General features: G+C 60.2%; 11 protein-coding genes. 10 read left to right on the top strand and 1 reads right to left on the bottom strand.

The window, feature by feature from the left end; translation table 11 throughout:
• Window positions 1-94 precede the first annotated feature (94 nt).
• The 10 genes from HB780_RS32910 (at window position 95) to HB780_RS05340 (ending at window position 14,658) form a co-directional block, all read left to right on the top strand.
• Window positions 95-310: a DUF1799 domain-containing protein gene (locus HB780_RS32910; protein WP_286202974.1), complete on the top strand. Its 216-nt coding sequence runs from the start codon at window positions 95-97 to the stop codon at window positions 308-310.
• The gene (locus tag HB780_RS05380) at window positions 307-4,140 is read left to right on the top strand and encodes a phage tail length tape measure family protein (RefSeq protein WP_183689012.1); all 3,834 of its coding nucleotides are present in this window, start codon (window positions 307-309) and stop codon (window positions 4,138-4,140) included. Before HB780_RS32910 ends, HB780_RS05380 begins: the two co-directional genes overlap by 4 nt.
• Window positions 4,137-4,559 carry a hypothetical protein gene (locus tag HB780_RS05375; protein ID WP_183689011.1) on the top strand — a complete coding sequence of 141 codons (423 nt, stop codon included), beginning with the start codon at window positions 4,137-4,139 and terminating at the stop codon, window positions 4,557-4,559. The genes HB780_RS05380 and HB780_RS05375 overlap by 4 nt, the downstream gene beginning before the upstream one ends.
• Window positions 4,556-5,080 (top strand): hypothetical protein, encoded by a 525-nt coding sequence (locus HB780_RS05370; protein ID WP_183689010.1) that lies wholly within the window; start codon window positions 4,556-4,558, stop codon window positions 5,078-5,080. The genes HB780_RS05375 and HB780_RS05370 overlap by 4 nt, the downstream gene beginning before the upstream one ends.
• Window positions 5,077-5,502 carry a C40 family peptidase gene (locus HB780_RS05365; protein WP_183689009.1) on the top strand — a complete coding sequence of 142 codons (426 nt, stop codon included), beginning with the start codon at window positions 5,077-5,079 and terminating at the stop codon, window positions 5,500-5,502. Before HB780_RS05370 ends, HB780_RS05365 begins: the two co-directional genes overlap by 4 nt.
• Complete coding sequence (gene gpJ / locus HB780_RS05360) at window positions 5,499-8,834, top strand: TipJ family phage tail tip protein (protein ID WP_286202973.1); 3,336 nt, start codon at window positions 5,499-5,501, stop codon at window positions 8,832-8,834. Before HB780_RS05365 ends, gpJ begins: the two co-directional genes overlap by 4 nt.
• Before the next feature lie 9 nt (window positions 8,835-8,843).
• Window positions 8,844-11,729, top strand: a complete 2,886-nt coding sequence (locus HB780_RS05355; RefSeq protein WP_183689008.1) for a hypothetical protein — start codon at window positions 8,844-8,846, stop codon at window positions 11,727-11,729.
• 39 nt (window positions 11,730-11,768) lie between these two features.
• Window positions 11,769-11,957 (top strand): hypothetical protein, encoded by a 189-nt coding sequence (locus HB780_RS05350; RefSeq protein ID WP_183689007.1) that lies wholly within the window; start codon window positions 11,769-11,771, stop codon window positions 11,955-11,957.
• Between the two features lie 221 nt (window positions 11,958-12,178).
• A complete protein-coding gene (locus HB780_RS05345) occupies window positions 12,179-12,940 on the top strand; it encodes a class I SAM-dependent methyltransferase (protein WP_286202972.1) in 762 nt (253 codons plus the stop codon).
• An 86-nt stretch (window positions 12,941-13,026) separates the two neighbouring features.
• Entirely contained in the window at window positions 13,027-14,658 is a 1,632-nt protein-coding gene (locus HB780_RS05340) for a hypothetical protein (RefSeq protein WP_183689005.1), read from the top strand.
• 146 nt (window positions 14,659-14,804) lie between these two features.
• Here the strand turns inward: HB780_RS05340 and pcaF are convergent, their stop codons facing one another.
• Window positions 14,805-16,010 (bottom strand): 3-oxoadipyl-CoA thiolase, encoded by a 1,206-nt coding sequence (gene pcaF, locus HB780_RS05335; protein ID WP_183689004.1) that lies wholly within the window; start codon window positions 16,008-16,010, stop codon window positions 14,805-14,807.
• Window positions 16,011-16,013: the final 3 nt, after the last annotated feature.

The following is a 16,013-nucleotide window of genomic DNA, read 5'->3' as shown; positions in this document are numbered from 1 at the left end:
GCCGGTAGCGATCGACCAGGAGACCGCGAAAGAGTTCGCGGAGCTTGGTCACCGAATAGCAACAGACGACATCAGCGAAGAGGGTAGTTTCGAAGTGTTCCAGAGCAACTGGCAAAGCTTGGCGGCGTTCATGGCGTGCGGAACGCAATGGAATGTCGTGGGCACCTTTGCCAGCCTCGTGTGGATCGGCCTCAACTATGTCGCTGTCGATATCGTCCTGCGCCGCCATGGCTACCCTGACAGCGTCTTTGCCGATCTGCAGGTGATGGAGAAGGAAGCAATCGCCACCTTTGTCGAGGTGGGCGAATGACGACACCCAACCAGCTCAGATTTTCGCTCCTCATTACCGGCGACAACAAGTCCGCCAAGGAAGCGACGCGCGAGACGAAAGAGGGCCTGGAGCAGGCCGCGACCGCAGCCGATCAGGCCTCCCAGGCGCTCGACAAGCACTCGGCCGCGCTGGATCGGGAAGCTGCAGCCGCCAAGAAGACGGCCGATGCGCTGCGCGACCAGGCACAAGCCGAAAAGGAAGTCCGCGATCAGGCCAGCAAGCCGACGCCATCGGCGCCGTCGACCACCAGGCCGAACCCGGCAGCCCCATCCAGCCCGTCCGGTGGCAGCACGCCGCCACGGCAGCCAGGTGGTCAGCCAAGGTCACCGCAGTCGGGACCTGGAGAGCAGACGCCCGCCGATCTCGAAAGGCTGAAGGTCGCCTATCTGCCGCTCTATGCCGCACAGCGCGATTATGAAAAGGCGCTTGCCGATATTCAGGAGCTGCAGAAGGCGAACGTCATCAGCGCCGATGACAGCACCGTCGCGCTGGCGAAGGCGAAGAAGAGCTATGATCAGCAGGCGGAATCGGCCACGCGCGCCGCCTCGGCCGTTCTAGGCCATAACAATGCGATCAAGCTATCGTCGAATGAGCTGAAGCAGCTCGCCTTCCAGACGAATGATACCGTTCAGTCGCTGGCGCTGGGCATGCCGCCGCTCCAGGTGTTTCTGCAGCAAGGTCCGCAGGCCGTGCAGGCGGTCGGTGGCGTCAGCAATGCCGTCAAGCTGCTCGGCAGTGTGTTCACGGTCACCAACGTGGCGATCGGCGGGACGATCGGCGCCGTGGCGGTAGCGGGTGCTGCCTGGAACAGCTACCTCAACTCGATCAAGCCCGTTGAGACCGCTGCGGCTGGCCTCGGCCGCGCCGTCGCCGGCAGCGCCGGTTCCATGGAAGCCGCTGCCCAGGCTGGTGCTGCTACGGCGAATATCACCGTCAAGTCCGCCCGCTCCATGGAGGCGCAGTTCCTTTCGACCGGCAAGATCGGTTCGGAGAATTTTGAGCGGCTGATCGCCAATTCATCGGATTTCGCGGCGACGATCGGAATCACGGCCGATCAGGCCGGCCCTGCGCTTGCCGAGATGTTCTCCGATCCGGCCAAAGCCGCGCAGGTGCTTTATCGTCAATACGGGCTGATCGATGGTGCGACGGCCGACTATGCGACGCGGCTCGCCAACCAGAACAAGCTTTCCGAAGCACAATCGGTCCTGCTCGATGCCCTCCCTGGTCGTCTTGCCCATGCCACCGAGGCAACGACAGCGCTCGGCAGAGCATGGAATACCGTGGCTTCCGGTGCCAGCAATGCCTACGACTGGCTCGGCCGGGTAACCGACCGGCAATTCTCTGGGCCGTCACTGGATGAACAAGTTGAGGAGTCTCGCAAGAGGCTAGAAGAAGAAAAGCGGACGCGCGATCGGACAGCGAATAGCCTGGCCACACGGATTGGTCGGGCTTTTACCGGTCGGCCGGACTACAACCCAGCGCAAGCGGACGTCGATGCGGCGCAAAAGGATTTTGACAGGCGTTCAGCCGAACTCCAGGAGCGTAATAGGAAAGCGGAACAGGATCGGCTCGATGCCGAGAAGCGAGCAGCCGGCGCGACTGCCACCGGCATCGCCGCACAGTCGCCTGCCAATTCTAACCGGCTTCAGACACAGCAGTTGCAGGATCAGATTGCCGCGCTGGAAAAGGGTGCGAGCGCACCGGGTCTGAGCCTCGATCAGCAACGGCAGATCAACGACGCATTGGTGGCAAAGCGCGCGGCTCTCGATGGGCTGATCAACAAGCAGGCGACGCTTACCCAGATCGATCGGCTGGACATCCAGATCCAGAATGAGCGTAATCCGGTCACCCGTGCCGATCTCACCCAGCGCCGCGAGCGGCTGCAGCTCACCCTCCAGGAGGTGAATGCCGGCGAGGCCGCCGCGCAAGCAGAGCGCGCCCGCAACCAGGTGATCGAGGAGACGATTGGCAGCAACGCCGCCCAGGCGTCCGATATGCGGGCTGAGATCGATATCCGCAATCGGTTGAATGCACAGGTTGCCGCTGGCACGATCACGACGGATGATGCGCAGCGCGCCCTCCAGGAGGAACTGCAGCTCCGGCCGCTGATCATCGCCGCCGCCACGGCCGAGGGCGATGCTAAGGTTCGTCTGAACAAGGTATTGGCGGATCTCCGGTCGGGCTATGCCGGCCTTGCCGCCGCCGAGAAAGAAGCGTCCGCCAACGACTATCTCCGATCGCAGGATGAGCAGCTCGAAAAGCTCCGGCTGCAGCAGCGGTTGATCGGGGAAAACTCGACCGTCCAGGCAAAGGCGAACGCACTCCTGGACGCCGAGCAGAAAATCCGGACGCTCGGCATCAACAGCGATAGCGACCAGGCGCAGAAGATCCGCGCCAAGGCTTCCGCCGTCGCCGACCTCAATACCCAGATCAAGAAGCAATCCGATGCCTGGGGCGAGGTGCAGAAGACGTCGGAAGGTGCAATCGACAGCGCAGTCGAAGGTCTGGCCAATGGCAAGTTCGGCGATGCGCTCGACAGCATCTCGAAGGATATCCAGAAAACCGCGCTCACCCTTGCCGTCTCCAATCCGCTGAAGAACTCTCTACTCGGGACTGACTACGGCACGATTTCCGACGTCGGTGGGATCGGTGGGATAGCCAGCCGTCTATTCGGCGGTAAGAAGGATGATCCAGCCTCGATGGTCGCTTCCGCAATGGGCGGTAAGTCCGTCGCGGCGATGACGGTCACAGCCGGCACGGTCATGGTCAACGGCGGCGTCAGCGGTGGCGTCAGCAGCCTGCTTGGCGGTGGTGCTGCCGCTGCCAACAGCAATATGGCTGTCGGCGATATCGGCAAATATGCTGCTGCGATCCGTTCGGTCGAGAGCGCCGGCAGCGGCGGCTACAATGCCCTTGGTCCCCTGACGAAGAGCGGGGACAGGGCTTACGGCGCCTATCAGGTCATGGGCGCTAATATCCCGAGCTGGACCAAGGAGACCCTGGGCCAGTCGCTCTCTCCGTCGCAATTCCTGGCGGATCCGAAGGCGCAGGACAGCGTCTTCAATCGCTTCTTTGGCAAGTCGCTCGCGAAGTACGGTAACGCGAACGACGCGGCCAGCGTCTGGTTTACCGGCCGGCCGCAGTCGCAGGGCGCAGGCGCCGCGGATATTCTTGGCACGACCGGTAGCGGCTATGTTGCCAAGTTCAATACCGCACTTGGAAAGCTCGGTGACACGACCGCCGCCACAACGCAGAACCTCGTGGGATTCGGAACCGGCCTTGGTCAGATCGGCCAATCGCTGACCGGTCTATTTCCAGCAGCACCTTCCGCGTCCGGAAGCAGCAGCGGCGGACTGTTCGGGTGGATATCAAACCTCTTCACACCAAGCTCGAGTTCGATCCTTGCGGGCTCAGCCCAGGCACGCGCCGCTGTCGCCAGCGGCAACGGCGGTCTGTTCGCAGCCGGCGGCGTTGCCAATCAGCCCTCGATCTTCGCCGAGGCTGGTCCGGAGGCTGCGATCCCGCTTCCGGACGGCCGCTCGGTTCCGGTGACCCTCAGTGTCAACCAGGCCGTGCCGCGCAACTACGGCGGCAACGCGTCGGCTGGCGGCGGCGACGTCAAGATCGAGACACATAACTACTCGTCAGCTTCGGTCAGGACTGAACAGTCAACCGATCAGCGCGGTGGTCGCCAGATCCGCTTCATCATCGCCGATCAGGCCGGAGACGCCATGACGACCAAGGGTGGCGGAGCACAGCGCGCCCTGGCGCAGCAATATGGCGTAAAAACCGTGGGGGTTCGCCGATGACCATCCCCACCTGGCCCACGACGCTTCCTCGGCCGGACCGCGATAGCTGGCAGAAATCGCCGCAAGACGCTCGCCTGAAGAGGCAGAACGACGCCGGACCGCCGAGCTACCGTCGCCGCTATTCATCTGTCGCTCAGGCCGTCACCCTGTCAATCATGGTCGACCGGGACGGCAAGGCCGTATTCGATAAGTTTCGTGAAACGACGACGTCCGAGGGCTCTCTGCCATTCTACATGCCTGATCCCACGACCGATGGTTGGGGCCTATTTACTGCCGACGGACAGCCGCTTTTGACCAACGACGATCAACCGCTCCTGCTGGCTGCGCAGTGGCTCTGCCTCTTCGGCGACACCATGCCGGCCGAGGCCGTCGTGGGTGTCGAGTTTCGGATAACCTTCTCCGTTTCGGTGATGCCATGAGACGTGTTTCCCTCAATGCCCGTCTTGCCCAGGACGCTCAAAACACGTCGGAGATCTACGTCGCTCTCTTCTGCATCGAGCATTCGATGCTCGATAGTCCGGTGCGGCTGTCGACGGACCCGACCGAGCGCCTGCAGAATGAGCCGCTGATGTATGGAACCCGCTCGACCTGGCTGGATGCGAACACGGTCACGGATCCATACCTGTTCGTGCTTGCCTCGACCGTGCTGCCGTCGGATCTCGACGATGCGCCGGCCGAGGGCAATATCGTCCTGGAGAATGTCGACAACGATATCGCCAAGCTACTGCGTTCGTTCTCGGATCTCGCGACCATCCATATCGCCGTCGTTCTCGCCTCCTCTCCATCGCTGGTCGAGGCTGAATATCAGAACCTGAAGATCACCTCGGCCACGATCAATGCCGGCGAGGTCACCCTCAGCTTCAGTCGCGAAAACGTCGAGGAGGAATATGTGCCGGCCGGCCGCATGACCAAGAACCGCTTCCCAGGATTGCACCGATGAACGCGGGCTGGAGCAATGAGTTCGTTGGCATCCCCTATGTCGCGTTCGGCCGCGATCGAGCCGGCGTCGACTGCTGGGGCTTGGCAAAGCTCGTTTTCGCCGAAATCCTTGGTATCGAGCTGCCAAGCTATATCGAGCAGTACACTTCGCAGGAAGAGCGGAGCGAGTTGGATGCATTGATCGGCTCGGCTGCTGGTAGCGAAATCTGGGTGGGAACAGTCCAGGCGGCAACCTTTGACATTGTTGTTTTCAGGCGTGGCCATATGGAGGCGCATGTTGGAATCGTCGTTTCGCCCGGCCTGATGCTGCACACCTCGGCCGACGATCATTCTCGCCTGGAGCATTACAGTTCCGGCCGTTGGGCGCATCGCCTGACGGGTATTTATCGGCATTTCGAGATGCATTTGAGGGCGGCTCAATGACCGTTCAAATGGGCATCATACCCGTTCTCGCAGCGCCGCTCCTCGATCCCGGCTCGGCCCGTGTCAATATCGAGCTGCCTGCCGGCTTGACGGTAGCGGAGATCGTCAGCGTCGCGTTGCCACGAGCAACGGGTCAGGACCTCGCGCATGCCCGTGTTGCGCTCGTATCCGATCGTGGCAGCGTGATCATTTCGCGCGAGGATTGGGCTCGTGTCCGGCCACATCCTGGCGTCCATGTTGTCATTCGGATCATACCCGGCAACGGCGCTCTACGGTCGATCCTCTCTGTCGTTGTGTCGATCGCGGCCATTGCCCTCGGGCAGGTATGGGCGCCGGCTCTCGCCAGCACGCTCGGCATTTCCCAAGGCCTTGCCTCGGGCTTGGTCGGGCTCGGCGTCACTGTGCTCGGCAACCTGCTCATCAATGCGCTGATCCCGCCGACATCGACCAGCAACGACAAGAATACGAGCTACCAGATCACTGGATGGCAGAACAAAATGGACCCTGACGGGGTCGTGCCTGATCTGATGGGCAAGGTCCGCTACGCGCCGCCTTTCGCTGCTGGCTCCTACACCGAGATCGTTGGCGACCTGCAATACATCCGCGCGATCTTCAACTTCGGCTACGGTCCCGTGACCTTTTCCGAATACCGGATCGGCGAGACCTCGACTGGCGACTACGACGAAATCGAGATGGAAGTTCGCGAGGGATTGCCGACCGACGAACCGGTGACGCTCTATCCGACACAGATCTTCGAGGAGAGCGTCGGCGCGGAATTGGCACGTCCGGAGCATCGCGACGACCAGGGCGACGAGATCGACGGTCCTGGGATCGACAGCCCTATCATTCGCACGACCGGCGAGGATGCATCCGGAGCCTCCATAATCATCGGCCTTCCGGCCGGTCTCGGCAAGGTCGATGACAAGGGTAAGCAGAAGTCGGTCACCGTGCAGATCCGCATCCGCCAGCGGCCAACCGGCACAGAGGACTGGACCGAAGTCGTCACACTCGACATTTCCGCCAAGAAGTTCGAGGGCTTCTATCGGCAATATACCTGGAACTTTGCGACGCGTGCCCGGTATGACATCGAGGTCAATCGCCTGACCGACGAATTCACCAGCCAGCAGACGCAAGGCCGCACGACATGGGTGGCGCTGCAGACTCTGCGGCCGGAATATCCCCTGAACTTCCCGGCTCCCCTGGCATTGGTGGCCGTGCGCGTAAAGGCGACCTATCAGCTCAATGGTGCGCTCGATAATTTCAATGCGCTCTGCAGCCGGCGCTGCCTGGATTGGGATAGTGCCTCGCAGTCCTGGATCGTCCGAGAAACCAGAAATCCCGCTTCGCTCTACCGTCGCGCTCTCCAGTCGGCCGCCAATCCGAAACCGGCCGCCGATTCGGAAATCGATCTGGCGGTTCTCCAAGACTGGCATGTGTTCTGCACGTCGAAGGGGCTTGAGTACAACAAAGTCCTGGAAGACGAGAGCAAGCTGCGCGATATCCTCCCCGAGATCGCAGCCGCAGGCCGCGCGACGCCACGTCACGACGGCCTTCGCTGGGGCGTCGTCATCGACCGGCCGCAAGAGCTGGTGATCGACCACATCAACCCGCGCAATAGCTGGGGCTTTCAGTCGGTCCGGACCTATACCGAAGCGCCGCACGGTTTCCGCGTCCAGTTCTACGACGAGACCAACGACTACAAGCAAGCTGAGCGGCTTGTTCCATGGCCGGGTTACTCGGGCGAGATCTTGCTGACCGAGCAGCTCGAACTACCGGGAAAGACCAATCCCGACGAGATCTGGCGCGAAGCGCGGCGGCGGATGTACGAGGCGCAATATCGGCCGGACGTTCACACCGCCACTCTGGATGGCCCAGCTCGGGTCGCCACGCGCGGCGATCTCGTCATGGCCAGCTTTGACGTGCTGGAGCGCACACAGGTCGCCAGCCGTGTGAAATCGATCACCGGCCGGCTCATCGAACTGGAGGACGAGATCATAATGATCTCGGGCCACGACTACGCTATCCGCTTTCGCACCTTTGCCGACGATGAAGACACGATCGGCAACAGCGTCCTTCGCCAGCTCCGGACGGCTGCGGGCTCGTCCACGGTGGTGCAGCTCTCCGGCGACGGTGCCATTCCTCAGGTTGGTGACCTTATTCATTTCGGGGAAGCTCTGACGGAGAGCTTCCCGGTGTTCGTCACCCGTGTCGAAGCCGGCCAAGACATGGCGAGCATTTACACGATGGTCGATGCATCTCCGATCATCGACGAGCTGACCGACGCCGAAGTGCCGCCGCCCTGGTCCGGCCGCGTTGGCGACGAAATCGGCAATGATACCGGCCTGCCGCCAGCGCCGGTGATCGTCTCGATCAGAACCGGCATATCCGGCACCGACGTCGTCGGCGGCCTGGAGGTCAATCTCACGCCCGGTAGCGGGGCCGTCACTAGCGTGACGTTCCGTGTCCAGCACCGCCTCAACGGCGCCACGACCTGGAACAGCGTCGATTTCCCGGCTGCCAATGGCGGTTGCTCGATCGCAGGCTACTCGTCTGGGCAAGTGGTGCAGATCCGCGCAGCCGCGCTCAACGCTGCCGGCGCCGTCGGGGATTTCTCGCTCGTCGTCAACGTCACGATTGGCGGCCAGGACGCCGCTCTACCACTCGCTCTCGACAGCAGCATGATCTCGGTCGGCGCACTGCTGGGCGGTGGCTCTGTCATGTTCTCGACCACGGCCGACGCTGCCACCGTCCAGGTGCAGATCTACCGGTCGATGTCATCGACCATCAACCGCGCCACAGACGCGGCCGGCGATCCTGTCGCCGTCCAGCCGTCGCGGGGCTACAGCACGCCGATCGGCGACACGACGCGTTCGAACCTTGCCACGAATGGCGGCTTCGACACCGATAGCGGCTGGACGAAGGGAACCGGCTGGACGATTGCTTCCGGTCTCGCCACCCACGCGTCGGGCACAGCCAGCGTCCTATCGCAGGCCCGCGCCACGACGGTCGGCATCTACTACCGCATTGCCTTCACGCTCTCCGGTGTCACGGCGGGCACACTGACGCCGCAGCTGACTGGGGGCACGACGCAAGGCGGCACAGCGCGGTCGGCGAACGGCAACTTTTCCGATCGCATCCAGGCCGTTGCCGGCAACAACACGCTCGCTCTGGCCGCCGCTTCGGCGTTCGTCGGCTCGGTCGACAATGCCATGATCTTCGAGGAGACGGCGACCTGCCTGGCTGCCGGCATTCATTACATCTGGCTTGAACCTCAAAACTCAGACGGCGTCGCCGGCCCATTGGCTGGCCCGTTCACCGTCACTATTCGATAGGGGCAATAAATGACCATTGCAGGCGTCAGAACAACCAATCTTACCGGCGTTCCGATCTCTGATGAGGTCCTCGTCAATCGTGACGGCGTTACGACCGTGCAGGCGATCGCTGATCTGGCCACTCAGCTTGCCGGCACCGGCGCGATTGCCGACATGATCGAAGGGGCCACGCTGGGCAGCAAGAATGCCAGAACATGGACTGAACTTTCGGTCATCGTCGGCACAGCGTTGCAGCGCGGAACAGTGCCGGAGAGCGACACGGGATCGCATACCGATCCCGTGACCAGCTCGACCGTCAAGAACAGCGGCACATTCACCTACGTCGCCTCGCCGGCCGGCTGGACGCGAACGGGGGACTATTCGGATCTGACATCCCTGCGGGTGTCGGTCAGCAATCTCGCGGCGCTCATCGCCAATATCGACAACACCCGGGACGCTGATAAGCCGGTTTCGAAGGCCGCCTATGCCCTCATCGGCACGGCGGACGATCTCATCAACGCACGTCCGGGCGATATGCCGCAGCACTTCGTCGATACGCTCAACGGCGGTGTGCCGGCATTGCTGCCGCTTCTTGCGACAGGCGAGCAGAAGTATGACGAGAACGGCCGCGTTCTTCGGGTCGCCGGTCCCGCAATTATCGGTACACGCACGCTCTATTCCCTCGAACCGGCAAAGGTCTATGCCGTCGAATTCGTCGTGCAGCGCCGGGTCAATTCCCCCGATCCATCGAATGATGCGGTACGTTGCGCGCTCGCCTGGTACGATCAGGGCGCAAATCGAAGCGCCGTACCACTGACGATAATCCAGGATCTGACCTCACTTTCGGTTGGCTCGGGTAGAACGCTGGTCTCCGCAACAGTCTCCCGATCGGCGGGGGACGATATAGATCTCGTCGCGCCGACCGATGCGCGTTACGTGCGGCCCTACGTCCAAACTTATGGCGTGACGCCGGTCACTGACATCGAGATTATCAGGTGGGAGGATATCACTCACGCGACGACCTATGCTCCGGATGTTGACGCTCTTGAGGCCCGAATCGCGGCACAGGAAGCCATCGACGCCGATTCACGCTTGGATACGCTGGAGAGCCAGGTCACGGCGCCCGACGCTGTCCGGTTCAAGTCCGTTGCGGATTTGGCCGCTGCCAACGTCCCCGAATCTGCTGATGTCGTCGAGCTGCTTGGCTATTATGAGGCTGGAGATGGCGGTGCGGTTCAATGCCGGCGTATGGCAGCCATCGAGGCGGCGCAGCCTGGAGAGCACCCATCCAATAGCGGCAGCAAGCGGTGGGGCCTTGTAGGCTCTCGTTTGTCGGCGCTAGTATTCGGCGTGAAGGGCGACGGCACGACGGATGATGCCGCGACCGCGCTGGTCGCTTTCAACTGGTTCAAGAGCGCTTCGAACCTGACGCTCGTCTTCCCGGGGAACCGAAGCTATCGCTTGGCGTCCGGTATCCTCTGTGATCTGAGCGGCATTCCGTCTGTCGGTTCCGTTGTCTTCGAAGGCTCTATCAAGCCGGATGCCGGGATCGGCAGAGCAATCACCACCCGAAACGCTCGCGGCGGCCAGTTTACTTGTCGCGTTAGCGGCGGTGGTCAGACTGCGGATTATTCCGTAGCAAATCCGATCGGAGCAGATGAATCTTTTGCTTTTGTGAACGCCTATGGGTCCGTTATCGATCTTAAATATGGCGCCAACTATTTAGGTAGATGTGTTCGCATTACCAGCGACTCTGGCAATCTCGGTCCAGATGGATTTAAAACCCAATGGATTTCATTCAGAGCATATTGCAACTCTACTGCGGCAATTACAGATCCGGAGGCGACCCGTTCGGCTCAGGGGGTAGGACAGATCTATTATGTCGATACCGGAACAAATGCTTTCGGGACAATTTCTAATGAGTATCGTGCTTGGAGCAGATACGGAGCGGTCATCGAAAACACATCAGATGTAACTCACGTCAGCGTCGAAACAATCGACCGTGGGTCCATGGGATTGGAACTTCGTGGCGTCATTAGTTACCACGGCATGACCTTGAAGCTTGGAAGTGAGATGGGCGTCGGTGCGCCAAACCTTCTAACAATCAAGAGCAGTACGGTCACGACAGATACTGCGGTTGCGCGCGCTTCTCAGAACATTCACATTACTGAAGTCTTCGCGGTCGGCGGCACAAAAAATGTGGTTCTCGAAAACATAGGTACTGTCGGTGGACAGGGCGTCACTATCCTCGCGCTTCACAGCCGCACAGCTATCGAGCACGGCTTGTATCTGAACAACACCAGGAAGGCTAACATCAACTATGACAGTTACGCCGACAAGGTTGGGTTGGAGACGACGTCAACTGTTTCAGGTGGGTTTATAACCTGCGATATCCGGTCCAGTAAGGCCCAGGCAATCATCCTCGGATCGGGGACATCCGACTCCACGTTTCTTGGTGGAGCTCGAGACGGTAACACTGACGGTGCCGCTGGTGTTTCTCTGATCGACGTCAACACGACAGGGGTACTCGACTTCGTTGGCTTCAAGGCATCCTCGGCAAATGTAGACTATCTATACGATTTCGCTGCTTCTAGCGGGACGCGCCTGACCGGCGGTAGTGTCGCTGTTTCTGGATCTTCTGCGAAGATTAATGGTCAACCAAACCGCGCAAGTAATGTCACTGGTCTTGTCGAAAAGGCGAGAGGACAAGTCAGCGTCACAGCAGGTGCGACGTCCGTCACTATCCCCCACGGCCTTTATAAAATACCGGTTTGGTGGGATGGGAGGGGCAATACTTTAGAAGCAGCCGCGCCGCGTATCACCGCCGATGCAACAAACCTGATAGTGACCTTCCCAGCAGCGCTTGCGGCATCGTCCCTTGTCGTCTGGAAGGCCGAGATAGACTTCGCAGGCTAACCCGCCCCAGCTTGGGCATCCGTAGTAGGAGAGCAATCTATGACAACTGAACAGACAACCGAAACGACGCCGGAAGAGAAATTGTTGGAAGCCGCAAACGCAATTCTTGCCTATCCCGGTATGACTGAATTCATCAATAACGATGATCCGACAGCAGCCTATGGCATCATGACTGGCGCTTTGGCTGAACTCCGGAATGCTGTCGCTGCCTTGGAAGCTTCATCTTAGTCGCGGCCTTAGTCCTCGATAGCTGCATGGCTTCGGGGAGCCGGCGTGCAACTTTAGATACGATTGCCCAAAAGTCGCCTTGCCTCAAAGATTGCCGCAACGCATATTGTGGCAATCTTTATTAACGGGTGGAAACATAAGTGGGCTATCGAGATACAATCAGAAACGCGATCCAGAAGGACAAGGTTTGCTTGGAGATTGGGCCATCCTATAACCCCATCGTGCCCAAGGCGGACGGATACAAGACGGTCGTTTTTGACCACCTCACCAAGGAGCAGCTTCGAGAGAAGTACAAAGGCCACTCGGCGAACATCAACCTCATCGAGGACGTCGATATTCTCGGCAGCACTCTGGCCGATGTTCACGGAACCTTCGATTGCATCGTTGGTGCCCATCTGATTGAGCACACTCCGGATATGATCGGGTTCCTCAAGGATTGCTCTCGTCTGATGCATGACGGGTCGAGCCTCTATCTGATCGTGCCAGACAAGCGGCATGTATTCGACGCACTTCGCCCACTGACGTCCACCGGCAACGTCATCGACGCTCATCTTCTCGGCCGAACGAGACACGTCGGCGCGCTCTTTGATACGAAGATCAATGCATCGTCTCGCGGGAAGAGAAACCTTTGGGGGCCTCGGGAAGAAGCTCCAATCGATCATATCCATAACTTTGCCGAGGCTAAGAAGCTCGTTTCGAACGCTCTCAATTCAACGAAATATGTCGATACCCACGCTTGGTGCTTCACCCCGGAATCTTTCAGGCTCATCATGTTCGATTTGGGGGCGCTCGGCCTGATTGATCTGGTCGAAGAGCGGTTCCATACCAACAACGGATCCGAATTCTATTTCGTGATGCGCAAAGGAAAGATCGATGAGCAGGTAGCATCGCAGGAGCGGGCGGCGCTTGCTATAGAGGCCTTGGAAGTAGAGCGGGCGTTCAATCGGAGCCTTGCCACCACGCAAATCAACTTCAGGCAGTGACGGACATACAATTTCCGATAAGTCGCCCTAGCTTCGTAAGCTGATCTTAGTTCGGCTGCATAAGGATAGTGGCGATGAAGCGGAGAATGTTCATTCAGGGCTTGGCTCTTTCGGTGGTGGCATCGAGGGCCTTTGGCCAAGATAATTCACTGGTCGCCCCTTCCGTTCGCACCGACCAGAAAACAAGCTGGTCGGTGCTGGATTTTCAGGGGGGGTCATTCAGGGCCAAGCTTGAAAACGCCGTTAGAGAAGCGGCTGGATCAGGTATCAACATCCAATTGCCGGGAGGAGCGCCGCACGATCTCGATGCGCCAATCGACGTTTCCTCTCAGGACGTCGTGCGTGTCGCCATATCTGGCGAAGGGATGGCCTCCACCGCGATTCGCTGTGACGGCGTTGGGATCTCCCTAAACGGCGCGCCTGGCTCTCAGTATTCCTTTAAGGGGATATCGTTCCTGCCGCAGCGGGAGAACCAGGGGACGGCGCTCAAGCTAGAATGGGCAAAGGCTGCGGTCGGGAAAGGCTTCGCCATCGACGATGTCGGGTTTGGCTCCAATTCGTTAGGTGATAAGAATTTCTTTGCTCGCGGGCTTGAGATCCGGAACAAAGGCACCGGCCAGATCATCGGATGCTGGTTCAACGGGCTTGCCGATACCGATCCGCAGGGCGAGGGATTGGTGCTCGCTGCGGCAAACGATGTCACGATGACCGACACTTACATGTACAATCTGGCTTACGCATGCCGGTCAGATGGCGCTACCAGTCTGGAAGGCTTCAGACTTCACGGCGGCTCGTTCGTTCGGGTCGGTCATGGTGTGTATTTTCAGGCCGCGCCCGTGGGGCTTCCTCATATCGAGGTGGCGCTGACGCATATCAACGCCTGCTACGAAGCAATTCACGTCGAGGGTTACAGTCAAGTCAACGTGGTCGATAACCTTCTCTACGGGCGCAAGGACGTCAAGGCCGGGTCTGATCAAACCGACATCTTCATAGGAACGTGCCCGGCTGCGACCATCGCACGCAACAAGTTCTACAGCGGCATGGATAGATCGAAGGTCACAAAGACCGCCATCAAGGCGGTGGGTTCGATCCGCAACAGCAATATTTCAGACAATCTCGCAAGCGAAAGGACGATCTTTCTCGATATCGCCGATAACGGGGTCAGTGGTGCCGAAGATATCGTGATCTCGAAGAATCGACCCGAGAGGGACTTAAAGGGCAAATCGACCGTGTCGGAGATGTATCGCTTCACCAATAGCCCTTTGCACAAGCGGATCACCTGGGAGGCTTTCGACACCGAGCTTTCCACGATCGGCTCTGTTGACGGACAGACACAAGCCGGCGCCGGCAAGTGGCAAGTCGTGCCGTTCGTGCCTGATCAGAACGCCGCAGGTTTAGGGATCGATTTCAAACCGTCCGATCAGCCAGGAGAATTCACTGTCCCGGCCGGCGTGACCGAGGTCGATATCGAGAGCCGCGTTCATCTCAAGGCCTCGCAGCAAGGCGGCTGTGACCTGAGGATCATGGTCGACGGCGGTGGCGGCTTCAAGGAAGTCGCGTTCGGCTCCACGTTTGGAGACGAGGTCAGCGTGAGCGCTGAAACCGATGCTCTGCCTGTTGCTATCGGAAGCCGTATTCGCGTTGAAATGAAGGCTGGGGCCGGTGGCATTGTGGATGCATCGCCGCAAATGACGAGAGTCGTGTTTTCGCCAAAATAGGGAAGCAGGCGGGCAACTGGATTACGCCACTTTTTTGGACGTTTAAAGGCCTCTCAAATAATAGATTTCTGTTGCCATCTGATCTTGCGCGCGGTGCCACGCGATTTTGCGCGCTACAGGACCGCCGTCAATTCATCGTGAAGGGGTCAGACCCGCTCGAGCGCGATGGCGATGCCCTGCCCGACGCCGATGCACATGGTCGACAGCGAGTAGCGCCCGCCGGTTTCCTTCAGCTCCAGCGCCGCCGTGCCGGTGATACGGGCGCCTGACATGCCGAGCGGATGGCCGAGCGCGATGGCGCCGCCGTTGCGGTTGACGCGGGCATCGTCGCCGGCAATGCCGAGTTCGCGCAAAACGGCCAGCCCCTGCGAGGCAAAGGCTTCGTTGAGCTCGATGACGTCGAACTGTTCCTGGCGCATACCGAGACGGGCCATCAGCTTGCGCGACGCCGGCACCGGGCCGATGCCCATCACACGCGGCGGCACGCCGGCGGCAGCGCCGCCGAGGATGCGGGCGATCGGCGTCAGACCATATTTCTTCACCGCCGCTTCCGAAGCGATGATCAGCGCAGCGGCACCATCATTGACGCCCGAAGCGTTACCGGCAGTCACAGTGCCCCCTTCCTTCTTGAAGGGCGTGCCCAGCTTCGCCAATGTTTCGACTGTTGTGGCGCGCGGATGCTCGTCCTTGCCAACCACGATGGCATCGCCCTGGCGCTGTGGGATCGTGACCGGTGTAATCTCCTTGGCGAGGCGGCCATTCTCCTGGGCGGCGGCGGCCTTGGCCTGCGAGCGAACGGCGAAGGCGTCCTGATCCTCGCGGCTGACCTTATAGTCCTCGGCAACGTTCTCGCCGGTCTCCGGCATGGAATCGACGCCATATTGCTTCTTCATCAGAGGATTGATGAAACGCCAGCCGATGGTGGTGTCGTAGATCTCGGCGTTGCGCGAAAAGGCGCTCTCGGCCTTGGGAATAACGAAGGGTGCACGCGACATGCTCTCGACACCGCCGGCGATCATCAGTTCGGCTTCGCCCGCGCGGATGGCGCGCGCAACGGTGATGACGGCATCCATGCCGGAGCCGCAAAGACGGTTGATTGTCGTGCCCGAAACGGAAATGGGAAAGCCGGCGAGCAGAAGCGACATGCGCGCGACGTTGCGGTTGTCCTCGCCTGCCTGGTTGGCGCAGCCATAGATCACGTCGTCGACGGCTTCCCAATCGACGGAACCGTTGCGCTCGATGAGTGCCTTCAAGGGCACCGCACCGAGATCGTCGGCGCGCACGGAGGAAAGCGAACCGCCGAAGCGGCCGATGGGCGTGCGGATATAGTCACAGATGAAGGCTTCGGTCATGGT

Origin of the sequence: Rhizobium lusitanum, assembly GCF_014189535.1 — a bacterium.
Lineage (GTDB): Bacteria > Pseudomonadota > Alphaproteobacteria > Rhizobiales > Rhizobiaceae > Rhizobium > Rhizobium lusitanum_C.
The sequence above is the reverse complement of the archived record's forward strand: the minus strand, read 5'-3'. Positions and strand labels throughout refer to the sequence as shown.

Bases quoted from the DNA above. Each gene is read 5' to 3' on its own strand.
- HB780_RS05380 (WP_183689012.1), top strand. From the start codon at position 307: ATGACGACACCCAACCAGCTCAGATTTTCGCTCCTCATTACCGGCGAC.
- HB780_RS05375 (WP_183689011.1), top strand. From the start codon at position 4,137: ATGACCATCCCCACCTGGCCCACGACGCTTCCTCGGCCGGACCGCGAT.
- HB780_RS05370 (WP_183689010.1), top strand. From the start codon at position 4,556: ATGAGACGTGTTTCCCTCAATGCCCGTCTTGCCCAGGACGCTCAAAAC.
- HB780_RS05365 (WP_183689009.1), top strand. From the start codon at position 5,077: ATGAACGCGGGCTGGAGCAATGAGTTCGTTGGCATCCCCTATGTCGCG.
- gpJ (WP_286202973.1), top strand. From the start codon at position 5,499: ATGACCGTTCAAATGGGCATCATACCCGTTCTCGCAGCGCCGCTCCTC.
- HB780_RS05355 (WP_183689008.1), top strand. From the start codon at position 8,844: ATGACCATTGCAGGCGTCAGAACAACCAATCTTACCGGCGTTCCGATC.
- HB780_RS05350 (WP_183689007.1), top strand. From the start codon at position 11,769: ATGACAACTGAACAGACAACCGAAACGACGCCGGAAGAGAAATTGTTG.
- HB780_RS05340 (WP_183689005.1), top strand. From the start codon at position 13,027: ATGTTCATTCAGGGCTTGGCTCTTTCGGTGGTGGCATCGAGGGCCTTT.
- pcaF (WP_183689004.1), bottom strand. From the start codon at position 16,010: ATGACCGAAGCCTTCATCTGTGACTATATCCGCACGCCCATCGGCCGC.